This is a genomic window from Erwinia phyllosphaerae (assembly GCF_019132875.1).
GTDB classification, from domain to species: Bacteria; Pseudomonadota; Gammaproteobacteria; order Enterobacterales; family Enterobacteriaceae; genus Erwinia; species Erwinia phyllosphaerae.
In genome coordinates this window covers 1-22,168 of the sequence record NZ_JAHSPF010000021.1, presented here as the reverse complement: position 1 = coordinate 22,168, position 22,168 = coordinate 1, and the positions used below count along the sequence as shown (strand labels likewise).

Genomic DNA, 22,168 nt, shown 5'->3' with positions numbered 1-22,168 from the left:
GCAGAGAGCAGAGAGCAGAGAGCAGAGAGCAGAGAGCAGAGAGCAGAGAGCAGAGAGCAGAGAGCAGAGAGCAGAGAGCAGAGAAATATTGAGGAAAGTAAGCAAAACAGTCAATACAAAAAAAGCCCTGTCAGGAAGTGAATTTCAGGCACAAAAAAACCGCCTTGCGGCGGCTTCACGACATTGCACAACGTGCTTGTTTTTATTCGTTTTAATCGGTAGTCGAAGATGGTGCCCGGGGCGGGACTTGAACCCGCACAGCCATAAGCCGAGGGATTTTAAATCCCTTGTGTCTACCGATTTCACCACCCGGGCATGGGTGTAAAGTGGAGGCGCGTCCCGGAGTCGAACCGAGGTAGGCGGATTTGCAATCCGCTGCATGGCCACTCTGCCAACGCGCCTTTATTCTGCTTTGCTGCCAGCCACGGCTGACGGCTAAATCTGGAGCGGGAAACGAGACTCGAACTCGCGACCCCGACCTTGGCAAGGTCGTGCTCTACCAACTGAGCTATTCCCGCATTTTTCAGCGTTCTCAACAGAACTTGCTGATTTACTTTATCTTCTGGCGACTCAGCTGCCTTTCGATGCGTTGCATTCTACTGACTGAGCGAAATGAGTCAACACAAATATCCGCTCTTTCTGCTCGTTTGCTGATTTTTAAATCGTATCGATCACCGTTCGAACAGATCGCCGCGCGCCGCGCTCAAATACTGATACATTGACCAGAAAGTCAGCACCGCCGCGATATACAAAGCCACTACGCCCACACCTTCTACCATGCGGTCCGGACGCCAGAGAAGCGCGAACAGCGCCAGCATCTGCGCCGTGGTTTTTACTTTGCCGATCCATGAAACGGCAACGCTGCTGCGCTTGCCAATTTCGGCCATCCATTCACGCAGCGCAGAGATAATAATTTCCCGGGCAATCATCGTGGCCGCCGGTAGCGTAATCCACCACGCGTGAAAATGGCCCGCCACCAGCACCAGAGCAATAGCAACCATCACCTTGTCCGCCACCGGGTCAAGAAAAGCGCCAAACCGCGTGGTTTGCTTCCAGCGACGCGCCAGCCAGCCGTCGAACCAGTCGGTTATAGCGGCAACGATAAAGATTAGCGCGCAGACCAGCGGTGCCCATTCAAACGGCAGATAGAATGCCAGTACGAAGAAAGGAATTAATACGACACGAAGCAGAGTAAGTAAGGTCGGAATATTAAAAGGCATAGGTACGCTAACTGTCTGGGCAGAGTAGAATTTGTCCCTATGTTCCTACAATGCCGTAATCAACGCAATGCTTAGTGTTTCAGCGAATAGAAGATTTTCTCCGCGAGCGCCTGCGAAATACCAGGAACGCTGGCAATTTCTTCTACCGAAGCATTTTTTAACGGTTGCAGACCGCCCATATATTTCAGCAACATCTGCCGACGCTTCGGTCCTATGCCTTCAATACTCTCCAGCGCGCTGGTGTTTTTAACTTTGGCGCGCTTATTACGGTGGCCGGTAATAGCGTGATTGTGAGAATCATCACGAATATGCTGGATCACATGCAGCGCAGGCGAATCCGGCGGCAGCGAAAAGCCCTCCCCTTCCGGTTCGAAGAACAGCGTTTCCAGTCCCGCTTTACGATCGCTCCCTTTGGCCACGCCCAAAAGAATGGGCCGATCTTTATCCCAGCTCACGTTCAGTTCGGCAAACACGTTTTTCGCCTGAGCGAGCTGTCCTTTGCCGCCATCAATCAAAATGACGTCAGGAATTTTGCTCTCTTCCAGCTCTTTGCCATAACGGCGGCGCAGCACCTGGTTCATTGCGGCGTAATCATCGCCCGGCGTAATATCGGTAATGTTATAGCGACGATATTCAGAACGCAGCGGCCCGTTAGCGTCGAAAACCACACAGGAGGCTACCGTTTGCTCACCCATCGTATGGCTGATATCAAAACACTCCATCCGCGTGATTTCCGGCAGCTCCAGCACTTCGCTTAACGCCTGCAGACGCTGGTGAATAGTGGACTGCTGCGATAAACGACTCACCAGCGCTGTGCTGGCGTTAGTGCGTGCCAGCTTGAGATAGCGTGCGCGATCGCCGCGTGGATTGCTCTGAATGGTGACTTTTCTGCCTGCCATCTCGGTAAGCGAGGCAGCCAGCAGATCTTTTTCCGGTAGCGCAAAGTCCAGCAGGATGTCGGAAGGTAGCGTACGCGCCTGGCTACCCTGCAAATAGAACTGGCCGACGAAGGTCTGCACCACTTCCGCCATTTCCGTGCCGCCCGGCACTTTTGGAAAATAGCTACGGCTGCCCAGTACTTTCCCCTGACGGATGAACAGCACGTGCAGGCAGGCCAGCCCGGCGTCGAAAGCCACGCCAATCACGTCCAGGTCGTCGCCGTTATTGGAAACGAACTGCCGCTCGGTCACGCGCCGCACGGCCTGAATCTGGTCGCGCAGACGTCCGGCTTCTTCAAACTTCAATGACTGGCTGGCCTGCTCCATACGGCCCACGAGCTGATTAAGCACCTGGTCATCTTTGCCGGATAAGAACAGCCGCACGTAATTAATTTGCTGTGCGTACTCTTCTTCACTGACCAAACCCGCTACGCAGGGGCCAAGACAGCGGCCAATCTGATACTGCAAACAGGGACGCGAGCGGTTGCGGTAAACGCTGTTTTCACACTGGCGCACCGGAAAGATTTTTTGCAGCAGCGAAAGCGTTTCGCGAACCGCGTAACCATTGGGGAACGGGCCAAAATATTCGCCTTTGGCATGCTTCGCGCCACGATGGCTGGCCAGCCGTGGATGCTCGTCCGCGCTGAGGAAAATATAAGGGTAGGATTTATCATCACGCAGCAGCACGTTATAGCGCGGCTGATAAAGCTTAATGTAGTTGTGTTCAAGCAGCAGCGCTTCCGTTTCGGTGTGGGTAACCGTCACGTCTATCTGGCGGATGCTGTCCACCAGCGCTTCCGTTTTCCGGCTGCCCAGATTGCCACGAAAGTAGCTGGACAGGCGCTTTTTAAGATCTTTGGCTTTACCGACGTAAATAACCGTCCCGCCAGCATCGTACATACGATAAACGCCTGGCTGGCTGGTAACCGATTTCAGGAAAGATTTGGCATCAAAAACATCATTCACTACTGATCAACGACTCCGCATTGAACAGCCCGTGCCGGATAGCCAGATGCGTTAACTCAACGTCGCCGCTGATGTTTAATTTGCTAAACATCCGGTAGCGGTAGCTGTTAACGGTTTTTGGACTCAGGCTGAGCTGTTCGGAAATATCTGCCACTTTCTGGCCCCTGGTGATCATCAGCATAATCTGTAATTCGCGTTCCGACAAACAATCGAAGGGGGAATCCGCTTTTTGCGGTTCAATCTGGCTTAGCGCCATCTGTTGAGCGATATCGGAGGCGATATAGCGTTGACCGGCGTTGACCTGACGGATGGCGTTAACCACCTCCTGCGGGGCAGCGCCTTTGCTGAGGTAGCCTGCGGCACCCGCCTGCATTACCCTGGCAGGGAGCGGATTTTCAGTATGAATGGTCAGCATAATAATTTTAATATCCGGACTATAGCGAACAATTTTGCGTGTCGCTTCCAGTCCACCGATGCCGGGCATATTCATATCCATAAGCACTACATCAGTATCATTACTGCGGCACCATTTCACCGCTTCTTCGCCGCAGCTGGCTTCTCCGACAACCTGAAAACCCTTGATGTCTTCCAGTATGCGTCGAATACCCGCACGCACCAGTTCATGATCGTCGACAAGAAGAACACGTATCAAAAGCTCTCTCCAGATAGCGGTAATTGAAGTATTCAGGCTGTTTAGCAGACCAGCGATTTTACTCCTTTTTGCCGGTTGTTAGAACAGAAATAAACGGCGGAATCAATGCCAACGGCAAAGGCCGTTAAGGCTGCCAGCCTGTATGACCCGGCGAGATATGATATACTCGTTGCGTATTTGTATTATCGGCAATCAAAATCAACGCCGCTGATTGAGTCATAAAAAACAAGGAGAAACTATGAGCGACACTGATTTTTCAACCAGTAAAGAATCGCAAACCTTAGCCGAAGAGATGGCCTGCATGAAGGCATTAGTTACATTTATGTTGAAAGGTATGGGCCAGGCGGATGCCGGCAAGGTCATTATCAATATGGAAAAATATATTGCCCAGCTGACCGATCGTCAGCAGGCGGACGTCTTCAGCAGCACAATTAATCAAATAAAACAGGCGTATCGTCAGTAACTTTAGGCCTTACTACGCCCATTGCTTACCATTGCGTCAGCACGGGAGATCGTTTCTTCTCTGGTTATGGAACAATGGGCTTAATTCTTAAAGCAGCACTGGGCGCGCTGATCGTCGTGTTAATCAGCCTCCTGTCCAGAACGCGCAGTTATTACCTGGCTGGTCTGCTACCGCTTTTCCCTACTTTTGCCCTGATCGCGCATTATATTGTCGCCAGCGAGCGCGGAACGGAAGCGCTACGCGCCACCATCATTTTCGGCATGTGGGCCATTATTCCCTATTTTATCTATCTGCTTACGCTGTGGTATTTTGTCGGCATGATGAAGCTGCCTTTGGCGCTGGGAAGCGCCGTGGGATGCTGGTGCATAGCAGCATGGCTGCTGATTACGCTCTGGTCGAGATGGCAGGCTTAGCGCCCTCTGCCGCTCCAGCTGGCGGAAACGCCCAGCGTTGGCAGCACCTCTTCAGGACTAAAGCGACGCTCGCCGCGGAATTTTTCCGCAAGCCCCGGCTGATTAACCGGAATGCGCACGGCAAAAAGGTTATCTTCCGACTGGATAACGCCCGCCGTTAGCGGCTCATAAACGACCAGATGCTGCTCAAACATCTGTTCAAGCATGGGCGTTGCAGCGCTATAAAGATAGGCAATGCCTGATTGTTCAGCCAGCTGCACGCTGTGCCAGAGAATGCTCAGCGGCAGATCCGCGTTCACATCAAGCCGTGCCGAAAAACGCGACATTTCCCATATCGCCTGCGGATTTTTGGACGCCTCCGGACCGGCTTCCACATCCTGCCATTCCATCAGCCGGGCGCAGCCACAAATGCCTTGCTGCGCGGTCCACGCAATTAGCCAGATTACATCAGAGCGGTCAAAACGGTCATATTCCTGGCCTGGCGTACTTAAACGAGACGGAATGGACCACCCTTCGCCACGGGCAAAAACGCTGTAGCGATAACTTCCTAACTCTGCCAGCAAAGAGGAGGGCATATCCCTTAACCTGGTCTGGATAATCTTCATTATTAATCCTCTGTCGCATTCGCCGGTGAATGCCTTTCCATGCAGCGCAGATCTGCTCCCCGGCGAGAGTAGACAACCGACTGGTAATACGTAACTACTAAATATGGTAGTTGTAACTTATTCATAACAGGCCCAGCGCCGCAGCGTAGGAGGCGACCTGCGTCTTGTTTGGTGCATTAAATTTTTTCTGCATATTTTTCTGGTGAAAATTGACCGTGTGCTCCGAAATTGACAGGATCAGCGAAATTTCCGCCGCGGTTTTGCCTTCTGCCGTCCATTTGAGCACCTCCCTTTCGCGCAGGCTTAACGAGACTTGCCTGACGTACATAGAGCGATCTTTAATAAACAGTAGCGCATCCATTGCCAGTTCCGACAAATACTGGAGCTTAAGCTGTTTTTCGTGCGTTAACGCAATCTTTTCAAAAGATTTACCTGACGCCATTGAAAGTATGCCTACGGCGCGGTTTTTGGCTATTCGCGAGAAGGAAAACCCGGAACGAATACCAAATTCCTTTGCCGCCTCAAACACTTGTCTCCCTTCCTTAACAACAGGATCGTCCCACAGTAAAAAGGTTCCTGGTATCAGACAGTAGCGGATAATCGGATCGATTTCGGCAAAGTTCTCGTGCGTCCATTTCTGTACCCATTTTTCAGGATAGTTTGTCAGGACAAATATTTCAGGTCGGGTAAAAGGCACGGGATGGCGGATATAGAGCGCGTAAAAAGTTAGCCCAAGCTCAAGCGTTTGCTGCTCCAGCAGCCGCGATATATCAGCAGCTTGTGACACCCCATGAAACGCCGCATCAGCTTTGCTACACCAACTGAAATAGTTATCAGAAGTCATTAATGCCCCGGATGGATGAACGCGAGTACTGCACATCCTGCTTATAATTTTATTGTTAATTTCACAAAATGAATAACGCGGGTAAAAATTAATAACCTTAAGGGATTTTCACGCCTGCATATAATAACAAAAAATTCATATTTAAAATGCTAAAAAACCGCTTCTGGCGCACAATCAGAAGAAATTTTCAGCAATTGCTGCAAAAATGTCCGCACCGTCGTTCTTCACCAGAGACGCCCTCCATAAATAAATGGCTTTTTGCTCCGGAATTTTTATTCCATTAGAATAAGATTTTTCCTGGAAATGTTCAATGACGGTGTTTCCAGGTTTGCCTTTAGTTACGCCTAAAGTATTACTGTAAAACGGATGAGGCAGCTAATTTCACGTCCTTCAACGCCTGGAAGGCATCTCTTAACTCCTTGAATTTTAATGAGAATTAATACAAAAATTAAAATTTGGCTTTATAGCGACAGTTAAATTACCTGATGTTTTTAGCACAGCCAATCAGAGGATGGATAAAGAGCGTTTTATTCAGGGTCCGCGTCAGGTTATTAAATGCAAAATTGCCTGTTTTAACGGCAAATACCAAATCCCTGCATACCCAGATGAAAATGTCCGGCATGGGCACGGTTATAATCCGGGCCGAGCGAATTACCATAATAAGCACAGCTCTGCTGAAAAATGTGTTTTAGCCATGCTGATTCACCCTGCTTCTGCGGCCACGTTTTTAATATGGTCATCTGCCTACCGTTTTTCAATCTGAACCCGGCTATATCCAGCGCGTCAGCCGTAGCATGCTCGCTTAATCTTCCCTGAGTACGATGATAAATGTTTCGGCAGGCGTAGCTTCCCACGTGGTCGAGACGCACCAGGGGCGATCCCAGTTCTGCCGCCGCCAGCGGTCTGACCGCCTGGGTCATAAACATGGTGGTCGCCAGGGCCAGCGGGCAGCTTGCCAGAAAAGAGGCGCTAAGGCTGACATCGCCAAAACCCTGTACGCGCACCGAATCGGACAAAGGACAGTTTCCTTTCACCGGCTGAGCACGGCTGAAGCGTATGTAGCCGCTTTGCCTGGCACGCTGTAGCACCTCCATGCATGCTTGCGGGTCTGCCCGTAAACGCTTCAGCTTATACCGGGTAATCAAGCCAGGCGTATCGGTGACGTTTAGTGGAGTAAAAGGGTTCCAGGCTGGCGGCAGATTTTTCTCCAGCCAGGGGGCTACCAACAAGATGATTAGCAGCAGCGCCCCGAGCGAGATTAATCCTTTCATTTATTCTCCCGTCACACTCTTTTGATGAAGGAATAACCAAAAGATCAACAATATATTAAGATGATGCGGTTTGCCGCTGAATAAAAAGCGTCGCGGCGTTTTTGCGCAATCGAACCGGCAGCCGTTAACTTTACCTGTCAGTTCCCCGCTTTTACGTTAATATTTGCGCCCCAGAGCGGGAATCGACAGGATGGCGATAAAGGGCCACCCCCGTTCCCTGACTACATAACAGCCTTCAGAGCTGACACAACATCCACAGGATTTCTGCAACGTTATGGTTGACCAAACAAAAACGACTTCTCAAGAGGAAGCGCCAGGCGAGCTCCGGCGCAATTTACACAACCGGCATATTCAGTTAATCGCCATCGGCGGCGCTATCGGCACCGGGCTGTTTATGGGCTCGGGCAAGACGATTAGCCTGGCAGGCCCTTCAATCATCTTCGTCTATATGATTATCGGCTTTATGCTGTTTTTCGTGATGCGCGCGATGGGCGAGCTGCTGCTGTCAAACCTCGAGTATAAATCCTTCGGCGACTTTGCCGCCGATCTGCTTGGCCCCTGGGCGGGCTATTTTACCGGCTGGACCTACTGGTTTTGTTGGGTAGTTACCGGCATTGCCGATGTGGTGGCGATCAGCTCCTATTTCCAGCTGTGGTTCCCCCATTTTTCGGTCGGGATGAGCGCCCTGCTCTGCATCGCCGTTTTCCTTACGCTGAATATTGCGACGGTAAAACTCTTTGGCGAAATGGAGTTCTGGTTCGCCATTATTAAAATCGTCGCCATCGTGGCGCTGATCGTGACCGGTATCGTTCTGGTGGCCATGCACTACCCCTCACCGGGCGGCGGCACGGCGGCGTTGAGCAATATCTGGGACCACGGCGGCATGTTTCCAAAAGGCCTGAGCGGCTTTTTCGCCGGTTTCCAGATTGCGGTCTTTGCCTTTGTAGGGATTGAACTGGTCGGGACTGCTGCGGCAGAAACACACGATCCCACCAAAGTTCTCCCGCGCGCGATCAACGCTATTCCGCTGCGTATCATTATGTTTTACGTGTTCGCGCTACTGGTCATTATGGCCGTAACCCCGTGGAACCATGTCGTTGCCGATCGCAGCCCGTTTGTTGAAATGTTTATGCTGATTGGCTTACCGGCCGCGGCCAGCATCGTCAATTTTGTGGTGCTGACCTCCGCCGCGTCTTCCGCTAACAGCGGAATTTTCTCCACCAGCCGCATGCTGTTCGGCCTGGCGCAGCAGGGCGTGGCGCATCCTCGTTTTGGCAAGCTTTCCCGCCGCGCGGTGCCTACTACCGGCCTCTTTTTCTCCTGTTTCTGCCTGCTGGGCGGCGTGGCGCTGATTTACCTGATCCCAAACGTGATGAAGGTGTTTACGCTGGTGACAACGGTATCCGCCATCCTGTTTATGTTTGTCTGGTCAATTATCCTTTGCTCTTATCTGGCTTACCGTAAGCAGCGTCCACAGCTGCATGCGGCATCCATCTATAAGATGCCGATGGGTAAAATCATGTGCTGGATCTGTCTGGCATTTTTTGCCTTTGTGCTGGTGCTGCTTGCACTGCAGGAAGATACCCGCCAGGCGCTAATGGTCACGCCGCTGTGGTTCATTATGCTGGGCTGCGGCTGGTGGCTACGCCAGAGAAAAAAGCGTTAGCCTGAGCGGGCCGGGGATGCTGGCCCGTAAGCAAAGCGTGCCGCCCTATTTATAGCGCGGCACGCTGGCCACCCTGCTACGATTTCTGCGGCTACATCTCGTTAACGGGCCGTACGCGGATCCCTTCAATTACCATCCGCTGAACGTTTTCTACCGTCTCATTAAAGAAGGCTTCGTCATTTAACGTGCGTCCGGTTACCGCTTCGACCTGACTGGCGAAATCCGCGTAGTGCTGCGTTGTGGCCCACAGCATAAAAATTAAATGATGTGGCTCAACGGCTGCCAGCCTCCCTTCGCGGATCCAGCCTTCAATGACCGCAGACTTGTCATCCACCAGCTGTTTCAGATCCCCTTCCAGCTCGCCTTTTAACAGCGGCGCTCCCTGAAGCATTTCCATGCAGAACAGTCTTGAGGCCTGCGGATGATCTCTTGAGACCTCCAGCTTCAGGCGAATATAGTCACGAATCGCCGTTAGCGGCTGCTGATCGTTACGCAAGGCGCGCAGCGGAGCCAGCCAGACGTCCAGTATTTCTTTCAGGACGGCAATGTACAGCGCTTCCTTCGACGGGAAATAGTAAAGAAGGTTGGTTTTGGAAACGTCGGCGCTTTCGGCCACTTTATCCAGGCTGGTGCCGTGTATGCCGTAAAGCGAAAACAGCTCAAGCGCTGCCGTAAGAATTGCCGACTGCTTTGCCGCAACGGCACGAGAACGCCGGGTAGGCGCTTTAGGGTTTGCTGACTTCACCGTGACTCCATCCTGATAGTTAGCACCGCTATGCACTTATATTGACCATGCCTGCCTGCTTTTTGTGCATGTTATTTTGACCAAACGGTCTGTTTCAGACCGTCTGCTCCGGACTATTTTAGCATATTTATCTCAACCAACTGAATATTAAATACTTTTCTATTGTGGCACAGCGATTGCAATCTTTCCCTTATGCGGCGCCAGGGAACAGCAGCGCTTAAACACCACTATTAATGATGAGGTATTTCCATGAAAGTTGGCGTGTTTATTCCTATCGGTAACAACGGCTGGCTGATCTCTACGACGGCACCCCAGTACAAGCCAACCTTTGAACTGAATAAAGCCATCGTGCTGAAAGCCGAGCATTATCAGTTCGACTTCGCGTTATCTATGATCAAGCTGCGTGGCTTTGGCGGTAAAACAGAGTTTTGGGATCACAATCTGGAATCTTTTACGCTGATGGCCGGTCTGGCTGCCGTGACGTCGCGCATTGAGATTTACGCCACGGCCGCCACGCTCACGCTGCCGCCCGCCATAGTAGCAAGAATGGCGGCAACGGTAGACTCCATTTCCGGCGGCCGCTTTGGCGTTAACCTGGTGACCGGCTGGCAGAAACCCGAATATGACCAAATGGGGATCTGGCCTGGCGATGACTATTTTTCTCGCCGTTATGACTACCTGACCGAATACGTCACCGTCCTGCGCGACCTGTGGGGCACGGGGAAATCTGACCTGAAAGGCGAATTCTTCACCATGAACGACTGCCGCGTCAGCCCCCAGCCGCAAAAGCCGATGAAGGTTATCTGCGCGGGCCAGAGCGATGCCGGCATGGCCTTTTCAGCAAAATATGCCGATTACAACTTCTGCTTCGGCAAAGGCGTGAATACGCCAACGGCATTCTCCCCTACCGCTGCCCGCATGAAGCTGGCCGCTGATGAGGCGGGACGCGACGTGGGTTCCTACGTGCTGTTTATGGTTATTGCCGATGAAAGCGACGAGGCGGCGCGCGAGAAATGGGAACGTTATAAGGAAGGCGCGGATGAAGAAGCATTAGCCTGGCTCACCACCCAAAGTCAGCAGGATAAACGTTCCGGCAGCGATACCAACGTTCGTCAGATGGCCGATCCAACTTCCGCAGTCAATATCAATATGGGTACGCTGGTTGGTTCTTACGCCAGCGTCGCCCGCATGCTGGACGAGGTGGCAACCGTTGCAGGCACAGAAGGCGTGCTGCTGACTTTTGATGATTTCCTGCAGGGAATTGAAAACTTCGGCGAACGCATCCAGCCCCTGATGACCTGCCGTAGCCATATTGCCCAACCCGCTAAAGAGGTAGCCTGATGAGCACACCAGAGTCCGTTGTCTGCACCACTGCCGCAACAAAAAATAGCGTTACCCTGAAAGCGCGCCCGGAATCTGTTGTTTTTCCGCCGGAGCAAACCGCCCTTATCGTGGTGGATATGCAGAATGCCTACGCCACTATCGGTGGCTATCTGGATCTGGCCGGATTTGACGTTTCCGCCACCGGGCCGGTTATCGAGAAGATTAACGTTGCCGTTAAGGCAGCCAGAGAAGCCGGTATCCAGGTTATCTGGTTCCAGAACGGCTGGGACGACCAGTACGTGGAAGCCGGTGGCCCGGGCTCACCAAACTGGCACAAGTCGAATGCGCTGAAAACCATGCGTAACCAACCTGAGCTGCAAGGAAAACTGCTGGCAAAAGGCGGCTGGGATTATGAGCTGGTTGACCAGCTTAAGCCTGCGCCCGGCGATATCGTGCTGCCCAAGCCTCGCTATAGCGGCTTCTTTAATACGCCGCTGGACAGCATGCTGCGCAGCCGCGGTATTCGACATCTGATTTTTACCGGCATTGCGACCAACGTCTGCGTGGAGTCAACGCTGCGCGACGGCTTTTTTCTGGAATATTTTGGCGTGGTCTTGCAGGACGCCACTTACCAGGCAGGGCCGCTCTTTGCCCAGCAGGCCGCGATTTTCAATATCGAAACCTTTTTTGGCTGGGTCTCAGACGTTGACTCCTTCTGCTCGGCGCTGCAAACCACCAGCGCTACCCTGACGCCAGCTGTGTAAGCCCGGAGAAAAACGATGCCAAAATCGATTATTACGCCGCCCGGCACCAGCGTGCCGATTGCGCCTTTTGTCCCCGGCACGCTTGCTGACGGCGTGGTCTATGTCTCCGGCACGCTGCCTTTTGACAAAGACAACAACGTGGTTCACGTCGGCGATGCCGCGGCCCAGACGCGCCACGTGCTGGAAACGATCAAAAGCGTGATTGAAACCGCTGGCGGCACGATGGATGACGTGACCTTTAACTCCATCTTTATCACCGACTGGGCCAACTACGCCGATATAAACAGCGTTTACGCCGACTATTTTCCGGGCGAAAAACCCGCGCGTTTCTGTATCCAGTGCGGTTTAGTCAAGCCGGATGCGCTGGTAGAGATCGCTTCCATCGCCCATATTGGCCAGTAACGGAGCCGCTATGCATCTTGAAATCTCTGCTGCGCCGCGGGCTTCTGCCCCCACGCTGGTGCTCTCGGCTGGCCTGGGCGGATTGGGAAGTTTCTGGCAGCCGCAGCTTGCTGAATTGCGAAAAGCGTACCGCGTAGTGACTTACGATCAGCTCGGTACGGGACGCAGTCCGGCTAAGCTGCCGGAAGGCTACAGCATGCGTGATATGGCAGCCGAACTGGCCAGCGCGCTGGAAAAACATGGCGTCACGGAGTATGCCGTTATCGGCCATGCGCTGGGGGGCGCTATCGGTATGCAGCTGGCGCTGGACTATCCCGATCGCGTAACCGGGCTGGTTATCGTCAACGGCTGGCTGCGCCTTAACGCCCACACGCGCCGCTGTTTTCAGGTTCGTCAGGATCTGTTACTCAAAGTTGGCGTTGAGGCCTACGTCCGGGCGCAGCCACTGTTTCTCTATCCGGCAGACTGGCTGGCGGAAAATGAAGCCCGTATCGAAGCGGAAGATGCCCTGCACTGTGCCCATTTTCAGGGTACAGAGAACCTGCTGCATCGACTGCACGCGCTGATGAGCTGTGACTTCACCGATCGAGCACGGCTGATTACCCAACCGACGTTAGTAATTTGTTCGCAGGACGACCTGTTAGTGCCTTCCCTCTGCTCGCAAACGCTTAATGCAGCCTTGCCAAACGCCACACTAAAAACAATGCCCCGTGGCGGACATGCAATGAGCGTAACAGAGAGCGGCCTTTTTAATCAGCTGTTGCTTAACTGGCTGGGCGAAACCGCGCCTGCCCTGGAACTTTTGGAGCCCCTATGGCAGAAGCCCTGAATGCCACGGCGTTAGAAACGCTGTTTACCGCCGCCCGTACGCATAACGGCTGGCAGGATCGCGCCGTCAGCGATTCTCTGCTTCACGAACTTTATGACCTGGTGAAAATGGGGCCGACCTCGGCAAACTGTAGCCCGGCGCGCTTCTGCTTTATCAGAAGTGCGGAAGGTAAAGCAAAGCTTCGCCCCACGCTCTCCAGCGGCAACGTAGAAAAAACGCTGACCGCGCCGGTCACGGCAATCGTGGCCTGGGACCCGCTCTTTTACGATCGGCTGCCGGAGCTGTTTCCCCATGCGGATGCAAAAGCCTGGTTTACCAGCAGCCCCCAGCTCGCAGAGGAAACCGCCTTTCGCAACAGCTCCTTGCAGGCGGCCTGGCTGATTAGCGCCTGCCGCGCGCTGGGGCTGGACACCGGCGCGATGTCCGGCTTCGACCGTGCTGCGGTTGACGCCGCATTTTTTGCCGACAGCGGCTGGAAAAGTAATCTGCTGATCAATATTGGCTATGGCGACGCCGGTAAGGTTTACGCCCGCCTGCCGCGCCTGGCTTTTGCCGACGCCTGTACGCTTGCTTAAGGAGCGAACCATGTCTGAAACGTTACTGCCTGAAGCGGCTACGGTCGTAGAGAAGCAGGATTTCCGCAATGCGATGGCGCGCCTGGCCGCCGCCGTCAATATCATCACCACTGACGGTCCGGCAGGATGCGCCGGGTTTACCGCTTCGGCTGTCTGTAGCGTCACCGATTCGCCGCCGATGCTGCTGGTCTGCCTGAATCGCTCCGCTTCCGTTTATGACGTTTTTAACGCCAACCGTCAGCTGTGCGTCAATACGCTGGCCGCCGGACAAGAAACGCTTTCTGGCCTGTTTGGCGGTAAGACGCCCATGACCGAACGTTTTAATGCTGCCGAATGGTCGGTGCTGACGACTGGTTCGCCCGTACTGGCTGGCGCCATCGCCTCTTTTGACTGCCATGTTACGCAGATTACTCGCGCAGGGACGCACGACGTGTTGTTCTGCGAAGTTAAAGCGCTGCTTTGCAATGAGGAGGCTCACGGTCTGATGTGGTTCGATCGCCATTATCACCCTTTGCTGCGGCAGGAGTAATCCCGCCGTCCCGACAGTCGACCTGGTTCTCTGGAGAAAACGATGGCTGCTTCCTGGTTTCCACAATGGCGTAAACAATCAGCATCCGCGACCGGTCTGGTCGCGCCCGATGAAATATTACCGCCGGGACAAACGATCATTATGGGCTTGCAGCATGCGGTCGCCATGTTTGGCGCGACCGTCCTGATGCCGCTGTTAATGGGGCTGGATCCCAATCTTTCCGTTCTGATGTCCGGCGTAGGGACGCTGCTGTTTTTTTTGATTACCGGCGGGCGCATCCCCAGCTATCTGGGCTCCAGCGCGGCCTTTGTAGGCGTGGTGATTACGGTGACCGGCTTTAACGGCCAGGGTATCAATCACAATCTTGGCGTGGCGTTGGGCGGTATCATCGCCTGCGGCCTGCTTTATACGTTGATTGGCTTGGTTGTGATGAAGGTAGGGACGCGCTGGATTGAGAAACTGATGCCGCCAGTGGTAACCGGCGCGGTAGTGATGGCGATTGGGCTGAATTTAGCCCCGATTGCGGTACGCAGCGTCTCTTCTTCCATGTTTGACAGCTGGGTTGCCGTCATGACCGTAGTTTGTATTGGCCTGACGGCTGTCTTCACCCGTGGCATGATCCAGCGCCTGTTAATCCTGGTCGGTTTGATTGTGGCATGGGCGATCTACGCCGTACTGACCAACGGTTTTGGGCTGGGGAAACCCGTAGATTTTGGCCTGATAGCCAGCGCGCCGTGGTTCGGTTTTCCCGCCACGACCGCGCCGGTTTTTAACGGTCAGGCAATGTTTATGATTGCCCCGGTGGCCATCATCCTGATTGCAGAAAACCTTGGCCATATTAAAGCGGTGGCCGGGATGACCGGCCGCAATCTTGATCCCTGGATGGGGCGCGCTTTCGTGGGGGATGGCCTGGCGACGATGCTGTCAGGCTCCGTCGGCGGCAGCGGCGTCACCACCTACGCGGAAAATATTGGCGTGATGGCGGTGACCAAAGTCTATTCCACGCTGGTGTTTGTTGCCGCCGCGGCAATTGCCGTTTTGCTGGGTTTTTCGCCTAAATTTGGCGCACTAATCCATACCATTCCAGCCCCGGTTATCGGCGGTGCTTCCATCGTGGTGTTTGGCCTCATCGCCGTGGCTGGCGCTCGTATCTGGGTGCAAAATAACGTCGATTTGGGCCAAAACAGCAACCTGATTATGGTCGCCGTGACGCTGGTGTTGGGCGCGGGAGATTTCGCGCTAAAGCTCGGTAGCTTTACGATGGGCGGAATAGGTACGGCAACCTTTGGTGCCATTATTCTTAACGCCATCCTTAGTCGCCGTCAGGCTGCGGCGCTTAACGATATCGCACGCCAGCAAAACTAACCCCCCGGCGAAGCTTGCTTCGCCCTTTTCTTCAGCTTTAGCTCGCTAATCAGTACCCCTGCAACAATCAGCGCACCACCAGCCAGCGCCACGCCCGGCAGCCTTTCTCCGGCCATTCGTCCAACGATCCCTGCCCAGACGGGTTCACCGGCATAGATTACCGTTGCCCTTGTCGGTGAAACGCTGCGCTGTGCCCAGTTCATGGTGACCTGAATAATCGCGCTGGCGGCACCCAAACCAACTGCGCTAAGCAACAGATAAGAGGAGTAACCGGGCACCGCTTCACCATTGGGCACCATAAATATAAATGAGCAAAGCGAAGCCACCGCGAGCTGGACAACCGTGACTCTTTTTACATCAACCTTTCCGGCGCTGGCGCTAATCAAAATAATTTCCCCCGCGATAGCCAGCGTACTGAGCAGCGTGGCCGTTTCACCAGCGCTAAAGACCAGGGTACCGCTTTCAGGTCCGGCAAGCAGCAATAGCCCGGTAAAGGCCAGGATAATACCGCTCCAGGCCATTAAACCCGGTAAACGCTTCAGAAAAACCCACTGTAACAGCGGCACCAGCGGCACATACATGGCGGTAATAAAGGCAGACTGGCTGCTGGATATCGTTTGCATACCCCAGGTTTGCAGACCGTAGCCAAAGCTGATAGCCACGCCGATAGCCGTTCCGGCTTTACATTCGCTCCATGTCAGGGCGCATAAGGATTTTCGCGTGATCAAGGCCAGCAGTAACGCAGCGGTGGCAAAACGCGCGCCAACAAAGAAAAAAGGACCGCTGACGGTCATCGCAAAGTGGACGGCCAGAAAGGTACCGCCCCACACCATGGTGATCAGCATCAACACCAGTTCTTGTGGACTCAAAGCAAACTTATAGCGGGAAAGAAAAGACATAGCAGGCTCTTGAAAATTTTTGCCGCCAGTGTGTCAGGGGATGAGAAGGGAAGCAATAAAATGTCAGAAAATGTTAATAAAATCATGCCGCCGGAGCGATTCCGGCGGCATCAGGCGCTGTTAAATCAGGTCTTGTCGCGACTGCCCCGACTGTTGCGCCCTCCTTTCTCACCGGCCTGTGAAGCGCGCTGAGGGTCGTTTTTAAAGTTCCCTCCGCTGGCTTTGCCGCCTTTACGGCCTGCTTCTGATGCTCTCTTACGGTCTTCAGCGAAATTTCCAGATCCACCACGATGTTCTGCCATTTCTTACCTCCGAATAGTTAAGCCATCATGCTGCATTTTTACAGCGAGTCAGGTAATTCACCGCCACGGCGCTATTGCGAACCCAAACTTACCGCCGCGTTATTAAGCATAGATTACCTGCGAAAAGCGCGTATTTTTTTATCATCTCGCCGTTTCGCAGCGTCGTCTCAAGCCTAAAAATGGCCTAAAATCATATTATTAAAATTAATGCTTAATCGGTTTTTTGCAGAAAGTGTAGACGTTTTAAACAGTCGACTTTCATCATCCGGCACGCTTAGCCAGCCTCATCTATACTTTTTTCAGACGATAGGCTCTTAACCCAATCAGGGAGTGACTGATGGCGAAAATTTTAGTGCTGTATTATTCAATGTATGGTCATGTAGAAACGATGGCCAATGCCGTAGCGGAAGGCGCTCGTCGCGTCAGCGGTGCAGAAGTTACCATCAAGCGCGTGCCGGAAACCATGGACGCCGATCGCTTTGCCCAGGTCGGCGGCAAAACGCAGCAGGCCGCGGCCGAAGCAACGCCTGACGAACTGCCCCAGTACGATGCCATTCTGTTTGGTACGCCAACCCGTTTTGGCAATATGTCCGGACAGATGCGTACCTTCCTCGATCGTACCGGCGGCCTGTGGGCATCGGGCGCGCTCTACGGCAAGCTGGCCAGCGTTTTCTCCTCTACCGGCACCGGCGGCGGCCAGGAACAGACGATTACCTCAACCTGGACTACACTTGCCCATCACGGCATGGTTATCGTGCCGATTGGCTACGGCACCAAAGAGCTGTTTGATATCTCGCAGGTTCGCGGCGGCACGCCGTATGGCGCTACCACGCTTGCGGGCGGTGACGGATCGCGCCAGCCAACCGAAGACGAACTTAATATCGCCCGTTTCCAGGGTGAACATGTCGCTGGACTGGCGGTAAAACTACACGGATAAACTCAACTCACAGGAGAGTATTATGGCAACGCAACAATCGAAAGAACATCGCGTGGGTGAATGGGCAAGTATTCGTTCCACCTCACCGGAAATTGCTGAAGCCATTTTTGAAGTGGCCAATTATGATGAAAAGCTTGCTGAAGGCATCTGGGAACAGCAAGGCAATGACGAAGTGCTGCTGCGCGCTTTTGAAAAAACCGACCAGGACGTGCTGACCTGGGACAACAAAACGGTTGAGCGCAAAAACGTCTAGCGTTTAAGCGATTGAATGGGCGGACTATCCCGCCCGTTCATACTCCCGTCTCTTTTCTGTCAAATCCCCAAATTGTCTACTACGCTTATTCTCACTATTTCGCCTGACGGCCCAGAGAAGGAGCTAACATGTCATATAAGACAATTAATCCCGCAAATAATGAAACCATTAAATCCTGGCCAGATCATAACGATCAGCAGGTAGAAGCGGCGCTTAAAACCGCTGACGATCTTTATCACTCTTCATGGTCCAAAGGCCCAATTCAGCCACGCCTGCAGGTATTAAAAAAGCTGGCCGAGCTGATCGAAGGCCGGGTTGATGAACTGGCGAAGGTCGCCAGCATTGAAATGGGCAAGCTAATCAACCAAAGCCGCGGCGAAGTAAAGCTTTGCGCGCAGATAGCCCGCTACTACGCAGAGAATGCAGAGCGTTTTCTGGCACCTAAATCTTATCCCAGCGAGCTTGGCGAAGCCTGGGTAGAAAACCATCCGATTGGCGTGCTAGTTGCGGTTGAGCCCTGGAACTTTCCTTACTATCAGCTGATGCGCGTGCTGGCACCGAACCTGGCTGCCGGTAACCCGGTACTGGCGAAGCATGCGGCCAACGTTCCCCACTGCGCTACGCTGTTTGAAGAGCTGGTTACCGAAGCGGGCGCGCCAAAAGGTGCCTGGACCAATCTTTTCGTCAGCAACGAGCAGATTGCCACGCTGATTGCCGACGACCGCGTGCAGGGCGCAGCACTGACCGGCTCAGAACGCGCCGGTAGCGCTGTTGCGCAGCAGGCCGGCAAATACCTGAAAAAGACCACGCTTGAACTGGGTGGTAATGACGTCTTTGTGGTGCTGGACGACTGCGACCTGGAAAAAGCGGTTAAGGCTGGCGTCGGCGCACGTCTGAGCAACTGTGGTCAGGTTTGTACGGCGGCAAAACGCTTTATCGTGCAGGAAAAAGTGGCCGATGCCTTTATTGAAAAATTCACTCAGGCCTTCCGTGAAGTGAAAATTGGCGATCCGCTGGATGAAAGCACCACGCTTGGCCCGCTCTCTTCCGCTAACGCACGCGATACGCTGGTTAAACAGGTTGAAAACGCGGTGGCTAAAGGTGCCAGACTGCATCTTGGCGGTAAAGCAATTGCCGGCGAAGGCTGTTTTTATGAGCCGACCATTCTTTCCGGTATTACGCGTGATAATCCCGCTTATTTTGAAGAGTTCTTTGGCCCGGTAGCGCAAATCTACGTGGTAAAAGATGATGATGAAGTGGTGAAGCTGGCCAACGATTCACATTATGGCCTTGGCGGTTCGGTCTTTACCGGCGATATTGCCCGCGGCAAAACGCTGGCATCACGAATCGAAACCGGTATGGTCTATATCAATTCCGCGAGCGATACGGCACCAGAACTGCCGTTTGGCGGCGTGAAGCGTTCTGGCTACGGTCGCGAGCTTTCCGACCTGGGGATCAAAGAGTTTGTGAACCAGAAGCTGGTGGTTGTCAGCAAAGGCTAAGCGCATAGTCAGCCGTTGCGATGGCGGCCCTGCCGGGCCGCCTGAACGGCAAGCTTAAAAACCAGAGACCGACAATGTCGGTCTCTTTTTTTGCGCTATGAGGAAGGTTGGTTCGCCTGCTGCGCTGGCTCAGGCTGCTTTTCTTTGTTTGACTTGTCGGTACCTTGATCTGCTTCGGCCGCTGACTTATCGGCAGCAGCGCTGTCGGCAGGTTGATCGGTAGCAGCTTTGTCAGCCGTATTGTTGGCAGACTTATCGGTAGCAGCCTTATCTTTGGCTGCTTTATCGGCGGCGGCCTTCGCTTTTTCTGCCTTAGCTTTATCGGCGGCGGCCTTGTCAGCAACAGCTTTCGCTTTTTCCGCCCTCTCTTTGTCAGCCGCGGCCTTATCAGCAGCCGCTTTGTCCGCAGCTGCCTTATCGGCAGACGCTTTCGCTTTATCTGCTTTGCCTTTATCGGCAGCCGCTTTATCAGCAGCAGCCTTGTCTGCGGCAGCTTTATCCGCACTGGCTTTTGCCTGCGCGGCCTTATCGGCGGCGGCTTTATCCGCAGCGGCCTTATCACTGTTGGCCGTCGCCTGCGCCGCCGCCATTGGCGTGCCGGCGATAGCTTTATTCAGCACCTGCGTAAACTGATCCCACGGGCAGAAACCGTTGGCGTCCGTCTGGCAGCCGTTCATCTGCAGGGTTACGCGTTTTGGCGGCGTATCCAGCGACAGCGGCGTAGCGTTTCGTAGTTGCTCGCTGCTCTGGTAAACGTATTCCACTTTTACCAGTTCCTGGTTGTTTTTCTTGTCGTGCCAGCGCTGGAACTGAATCATCCCGCCAATTGGCGTTTGTTCGTTCTGGTCAGGCAGCGTATAGGCTTTAAAATCAAGCGCGGTCAGCAGCGAAGCGATATTGGAATCATGGCCGACCATCAGCGTGACTTTTGGCGCGCTGGCTTTATCTTCATCCACCAGCATGCTGCGGATGTAATCGACCAGCGGCGCAGCAACATCGCGTGCCACTTCCGGAGAAGTAAACAGCGTATTCTGATAGGCATTTTTAATTGCCGACAGTTCTTGCCACTGCTCTGGGGTTTTGATTTGTCCCCAGGCTACCTGGTCAGCCGGCATCCCTTCGTAATACTGCAGGGTAAACGCATCAACCAGCGAGTTACCGATTTTCAGCGGACCGGACACCGTTGGCTCTTTACCATTTTCCGCAAAAAACTTGTTCTGGTTATTGCTGCTAAGATCGCACTGTTTTTTGCCGTCGCAGGCCGGTGAATTTTTGTAATCGATGATTTTTTCCAGGCGCTGGAAGGCAGGCTTTAACGCCAGCTTTTCGGCCGTGCTGTTCATCGCCGTCAGCGCCTGTTTATTAAAGGCTTCGCTGCCGTCGGTAATGACCGGGTTGAACACCGGATCCATCGTGCCCATTTCATCCTGATGGGAAACCGGCACGTCACAGCCAGGGAAAGCGCCAGTAATAAAGAACTGGGCGGTGGCTACGGTGCGTTGCAGGCTGTTGGCATAGGCATAAACTTCATCGCTGCCCGGACATTCGTTATCTTTTATTAATCCCTGCTGCGCCAGCCATTCGCGAGTGTAGCGTCCCATATAGACTTCCAGCACGCCGCCTTTCGTCGTCAGCTGACCACCCGGCACGTCCCACTGCGGCCATTTTTTCTTCGTGGACTGTGCCAGAACGCTGCCGTTGTCAGCGAGCGGTGCCCGAAGATTGTGACGACTCATCATTAACACTTGTTCAAGCTGATAATTGTCATCGGCGGCATAAGCAGACAGGCCAGAAAGCGCCAAACAGACTGCCAGTGTGCAGAGACTATACTTTTTAATCATGTGTTTTTTCCATTGATTCAAGGGGTAAATCACCCGATCAGAAAGACGATGCGCCTGGTAAAGGCTGGCGACAAGGAAGCGGTTCGCCGCAGCGCGGCAGGAATAAATGGGCCGAATCCGGGCATCAGTCAGTTGTGTTGAGAATATAGCAGACTATCGCTTTTGCCGTTATGGCGCATCAGGAGATTGAAAAGAAAAGGGATGTTTTTTGCAAGGACGCTGGTTTTATCGCCGGACGCCGCTTCAGATCGTAGAAAGCAAAACGGGCCAGCAATCGCTGACCCGTTGAATTTGATGGCGGAGGAGGAGAGATTCGAACTCTCGAACGGTTTCCCGTCGCCGGTTTTCAAGACCGGTGCCTTCAGCCACTCGGCCACCCCTCCGCACTTTTATCCTTTGCACTTGCTGTGCAACTGATGGCGCGCAGTATAGGGGAAAGGGTTCAGGCTGCCAAGCATTATTTTCGCTATTTTGTTGAATTTATATGCTTTTAATCACTTTTTTCTTTGTCGGACGAAAAACAAACTGAATACGATGAAAAAGAAAACAGGATTTTATAGTGAGGGGGAAAATCACGCAAAAGGTACAAGCAGAACACGGAACACGGAACACAGAAAGCAGAAAGCAGAAAGCAGAAAGCAGAAAGCAGAAAGCAGAAAGCAGAAAGCAGAAAGCAAAAAGCAAAAAGCAAAAAGTAAAAAGCAGGAACAGGAACAGGAACAGGAACAGGAACAGGAACAGGAACAGGAACAGGAACAGGAACAGGAACAGGAACAGAAGCATGAGCCAGGAAGCAGGAAGCAGGAAGCAGGAAGCAGGAAGCAGGAAGCAGGAAGCAGGAAGCAGGAAGCAGGAAGCAGGAAG

24 protein-coding genes and 4 tRNA genes are annotated in these 22,168 nt (G+C 53.3%); 14 read left to right on the top strand and 14 right to left on the bottom strand.

From position 1 onward, the window contains the following. Positions 1-229: 229 nt before the first annotated feature. The 6 genes from KUE00_RS21595 to uvrY form a co-directional block, all read right to left on the bottom strand. Positions 230-315, bottom strand: a tRNA-Leu gene (locus KUE00_RS21595). A gap of 12 nt (positions 316-327) precedes the next feature. After that, positions 328-401: transfer RNA gene (locus KUE00_RS21590), tRNA-Cys, on the bottom strand. A gap of 41 nt (positions 402-442) precedes the next feature. Beyond that, positions 443-518: transfer RNA gene (locus KUE00_RS21585), tRNA-Gly, on the bottom strand. Positions 519-671: 153 nt separating this feature from the next. Then, positions 672-1,220 (bottom strand): CDP-diacylglycerol--glycerol-3-phosphate 3-phosphatidyltransferase, encoded by a 549-nt coding sequence (gene pgsA, locus KUE00_RS21580; RefSeq protein ID WP_246762618.1) that lies wholly within the window; start codon positions 1,218-1,220, stop codon positions 672-674. A 71-nt stretch (positions 1,221-1,291) separates the two neighbouring features. Further along, positions 1,292-3,124 carry an excinuclease ABC subunit UvrC gene (uvrC, locus tag KUE00_RS21575; RefSeq protein WP_246762617.1) on the bottom strand — a complete coding sequence of 611 codons (1,833 nt, stop codon included), beginning with the start codon at positions 3,122-3,124 and terminating at the stop codon, positions 1,292-1,294. Beyond that, positions 3,117-3,776, bottom strand: a complete 660-nt coding sequence (uvrY, locus tag KUE00_RS21570; RefSeq protein ID WP_246762610.1) for a UvrY/SirA/GacA family response regulator transcription factor — start codon at positions 3,774-3,776, stop codon at positions 3,117-3,119. The genes uvrC and uvrY overlap by 8 nt, the downstream gene beginning before the upstream one ends. Before the next feature lie 238 nt (positions 3,777-4,014). On the opposite strand from uvrY, the gene KUE00_RS21565 reads away from it, so the two are divergent. Both KUE00_RS21565 and KUE00_RS21560 read left to right on the top strand, forming a co-directional pair. Then, a complete protein-coding gene (locus KUE00_RS21565) occupies positions 4,015-4,239 on the top strand; it encodes a DUF2594 family protein (protein WP_246762579.1) in 225 nt (74 codons plus the stop codon). A gap of 74 nt (positions 4,240-4,313) precedes the next feature. Then, entirely contained in the window at positions 4,314-4,652 is a 339-nt protein-coding gene (locus tag KUE00_RS21560; protein WP_246762578.1) for a GlpM family protein, read from the top strand. On the opposite strand, the gene KUE00_RS21555 is transcribed toward KUE00_RS21560, so the two are convergent. From KUE00_RS21555 to KUE00_RS21545, 3 genes are all read right to left on the bottom strand, one after another. Next, a complete protein-coding gene (locus tag KUE00_RS21555) occupies positions 4,649-5,257 on the bottom strand; it encodes an autoinducer synthase (protein WP_246762576.1) in 609 nt (202 codons plus the stop codon). The genes KUE00_RS21560 and KUE00_RS21555 overlap by 4 nt on opposite strands. A 121-nt stretch (positions 5,258-5,378) precedes the next feature. Further along, positions 5,379-6,044 carry an autoinducer binding domain-containing protein gene (locus tag KUE00_RS21550; RefSeq protein ID WP_246762574.1) on the bottom strand — a complete coding sequence of 222 codons (666 nt, stop codon included), beginning with the start codon at positions 6,042-6,044 and terminating at the stop codon, positions 5,379-5,381. A 629-nt stretch (positions 6,045-6,673) separates the two neighbouring features. Then, complete coding sequence (locus KUE00_RS21545; protein WP_246762573.1) at positions 6,674-7,372, bottom strand: extensin-like domain-containing protein; 699 nt, start codon at positions 7,370-7,372, stop codon at positions 6,674-6,676. Positions 7,373-7,646: 274 nt separating this feature from the next. On the opposite strand from KUE00_RS21545, the gene cycA reads away from it, so the two are divergent. Then, a complete protein-coding gene (cycA, locus tag KUE00_RS21540) occupies positions 7,647-9,038 on the top strand; it encodes a D-serine/D-alanine/glycine transporter (protein WP_246762571.1) in 1,392 nt (463 codons plus the stop codon). Between the two features lie 91 nt (positions 9,039-9,129). Here cycA and rutR read toward each other — a convergent pair whose 3' ends face one another. Beyond that, on the bottom strand, positions 9,130-9,783 hold the full coding sequence (gene rutR, locus KUE00_RS21535; RefSeq protein ID WP_246762569.1) for an HTH-type transcriptional regulator RutR: 654 nt from the start codon (positions 9,781-9,783) through the stop codon (positions 9,130-9,132). Positions 9,784-10,032: 249 nt separating this feature from the next. Here rutR and rutA point away from each other — a divergent pair, with 249 nt between their 5' ends. Genes rutA through rutG form a run of 7 tightly spaced genes read left to right on the top strand, consistent with a single transcriptional unit; the run spans position 10,033 to position 15,570 of the window. Continuing rightward, positions 10,033-11,124: a pyrimidine utilization protein A gene (rutA, locus tag KUE00_RS21530; RefSeq protein WP_246762567.1), complete on the top strand. Its 1,092-nt coding sequence runs from the start codon at positions 10,033-10,035 to the stop codon at positions 11,122-11,124. Then, a complete protein-coding gene (gene rutB, locus KUE00_RS21525; RefSeq protein WP_246762566.1) occupies positions 11,124-11,870 on the top strand; it encodes a pyrimidine utilization protein B in 747 nt (248 codons plus the stop codon). The genes rutA and rutB overlap by 1 nt, the downstream gene beginning before the upstream one ends. 15 nt (positions 11,871-11,885) lie before the next feature. After that, positions 11,886-12,272 carry a pyrimidine utilization protein C gene (gene rutC, locus KUE00_RS21520; protein ID WP_246762565.1) on the top strand — a complete coding sequence of 129 codons (387 nt, stop codon included), beginning with the start codon at positions 11,886-11,888 and terminating at the stop codon, positions 12,270-12,272. Between the two features lie 10 nt (positions 12,273-12,282). Next, a complete protein-coding gene (gene rutD / locus KUE00_RS21515) occupies positions 12,283-13,101 on the top strand; it encodes a pyrimidine utilization protein D (RefSeq protein ID WP_246762563.1) in 819 nt (272 codons plus the stop codon). Beyond that, positions 13,086-13,676: a malonic semialdehyde reductase gene (locus KUE00_RS21510; protein WP_246762561.1), complete on the top strand. Its 591-nt coding sequence runs from the start codon at positions 13,086-13,088 to the stop codon at positions 13,674-13,676. Before rutD ends, KUE00_RS21510 begins: the two co-directional genes overlap by 16 nt. A gap of 10 nt (positions 13,677-13,686) precedes the next feature. Beyond that, a complete protein-coding gene (gene rutF, locus KUE00_RS21505) occupies positions 13,687-14,205 on the top strand; it encodes an NADH-dependent FMN reductase RutF (RefSeq protein ID WP_246762559.1) in 519 nt (172 codons plus the stop codon). Between the two features lie 42 nt (positions 14,206-14,247). After that, entirely contained in the window at positions 14,248-15,570 is a 1,323-nt protein-coding gene (gene rutG, locus KUE00_RS21500) for a pyrimidine utilization transport protein G (RefSeq protein ID WP_246762557.1), read from the top strand. On the opposite strand, the gene KUE00_RS21495 is transcribed toward rutG, so the two are convergent. Together KUE00_RS21495 and KUE00_RS21490 are read right to left on the bottom strand one after the other, a co-directional pair. Beyond that, positions 15,567-16,469: a DMT family transporter gene (locus tag KUE00_RS21495; RefSeq protein ID WP_246762555.1), complete on the bottom strand. Its 903-nt coding sequence runs from the start codon at positions 16,467-16,469 to the stop codon at positions 15,567-15,569. The genes rutG and KUE00_RS21495 overlap by 4 nt on opposite strands. Positions 16,470-16,594: 125 nt before the next feature. Continuing rightward, positions 16,595-16,771 carry a con-10 family general stress protein gene (locus KUE00_RS21490; protein ID WP_246762553.1) on the bottom strand — a complete coding sequence of 59 codons (177 nt, stop codon included), beginning with the start codon at positions 16,769-16,771 and terminating at the stop codon, positions 16,595-16,597. 337 nt (positions 16,772-17,108) lie between these two features. Here KUE00_RS21490 and wrbA point away from each other — a divergent pair, with 337 nt between their 5' ends. From wrbA to KUE00_RS21475, 3 genes are all read left to right on the top strand, one after another. Beyond that, positions 17,109-17,708: an NAD(P)H:quinone oxidoreductase gene (wrbA, locus tag KUE00_RS21485; protein WP_246762551.1), complete on the top strand. Its 600-nt coding sequence runs from the start codon at positions 17,109-17,111 to the stop codon at positions 17,706-17,708. Positions 17,709-17,730: 22 nt separating this feature from the next. Further along, on the top strand, positions 17,731-17,961 hold the full coding sequence (locus KUE00_RS21480) for a YccJ family protein (RefSeq protein ID WP_246762544.1): 231 nt from the start codon (positions 17,731-17,733) through the stop codon (positions 17,959-17,961). Between the two features lie 128 nt (positions 17,962-18,089). Beyond that, the gene (locus tag KUE00_RS21475) at positions 18,090-19,463 is read left to right on the top strand and encodes an NAD-dependent succinate-semialdehyde dehydrogenase (protein WP_246762538.1); all 1,374 of its coding nucleotides are present in this window, start codon (positions 18,090-18,092) and stop codon (positions 19,461-19,463) included. A gap of 95 nt (positions 19,464-19,558) precedes the next feature. Here the strand turns inward: KUE00_RS21475 and agp are convergent, their stop codons facing one another. Together agp and KUE00_RS21465 are read right to left on the bottom strand one after the other, a co-directional pair. Continuing rightward, positions 19,559-21,304: a bifunctional glucose-1-phosphatase/inositol phosphatase gene (gene agp / locus KUE00_RS21470; protein WP_246762536.1), complete on the bottom strand. Its 1,746-nt coding sequence runs from the start codon at positions 21,302-21,304 to the stop codon at positions 19,559-19,561. A 295-nt stretch (positions 21,305-21,599) separates the two neighbouring features. Continuing rightward, positions 21,600-21,687: transfer RNA gene (locus KUE00_RS21465), tRNA-Ser, on the bottom strand. 151 nt (positions 21,688-21,838) lie between these two features. Here KUE00_RS21465 and KUE00_RS21460 point away from each other — a divergent pair. Beyond that, positions 21,839-22,168, top strand: a 330-nt coding sequence (locus tag KUE00_RS21460; protein WP_246762534.1) for a hypothetical protein, incomplete at its 3' end; no start/stop codon positions are given.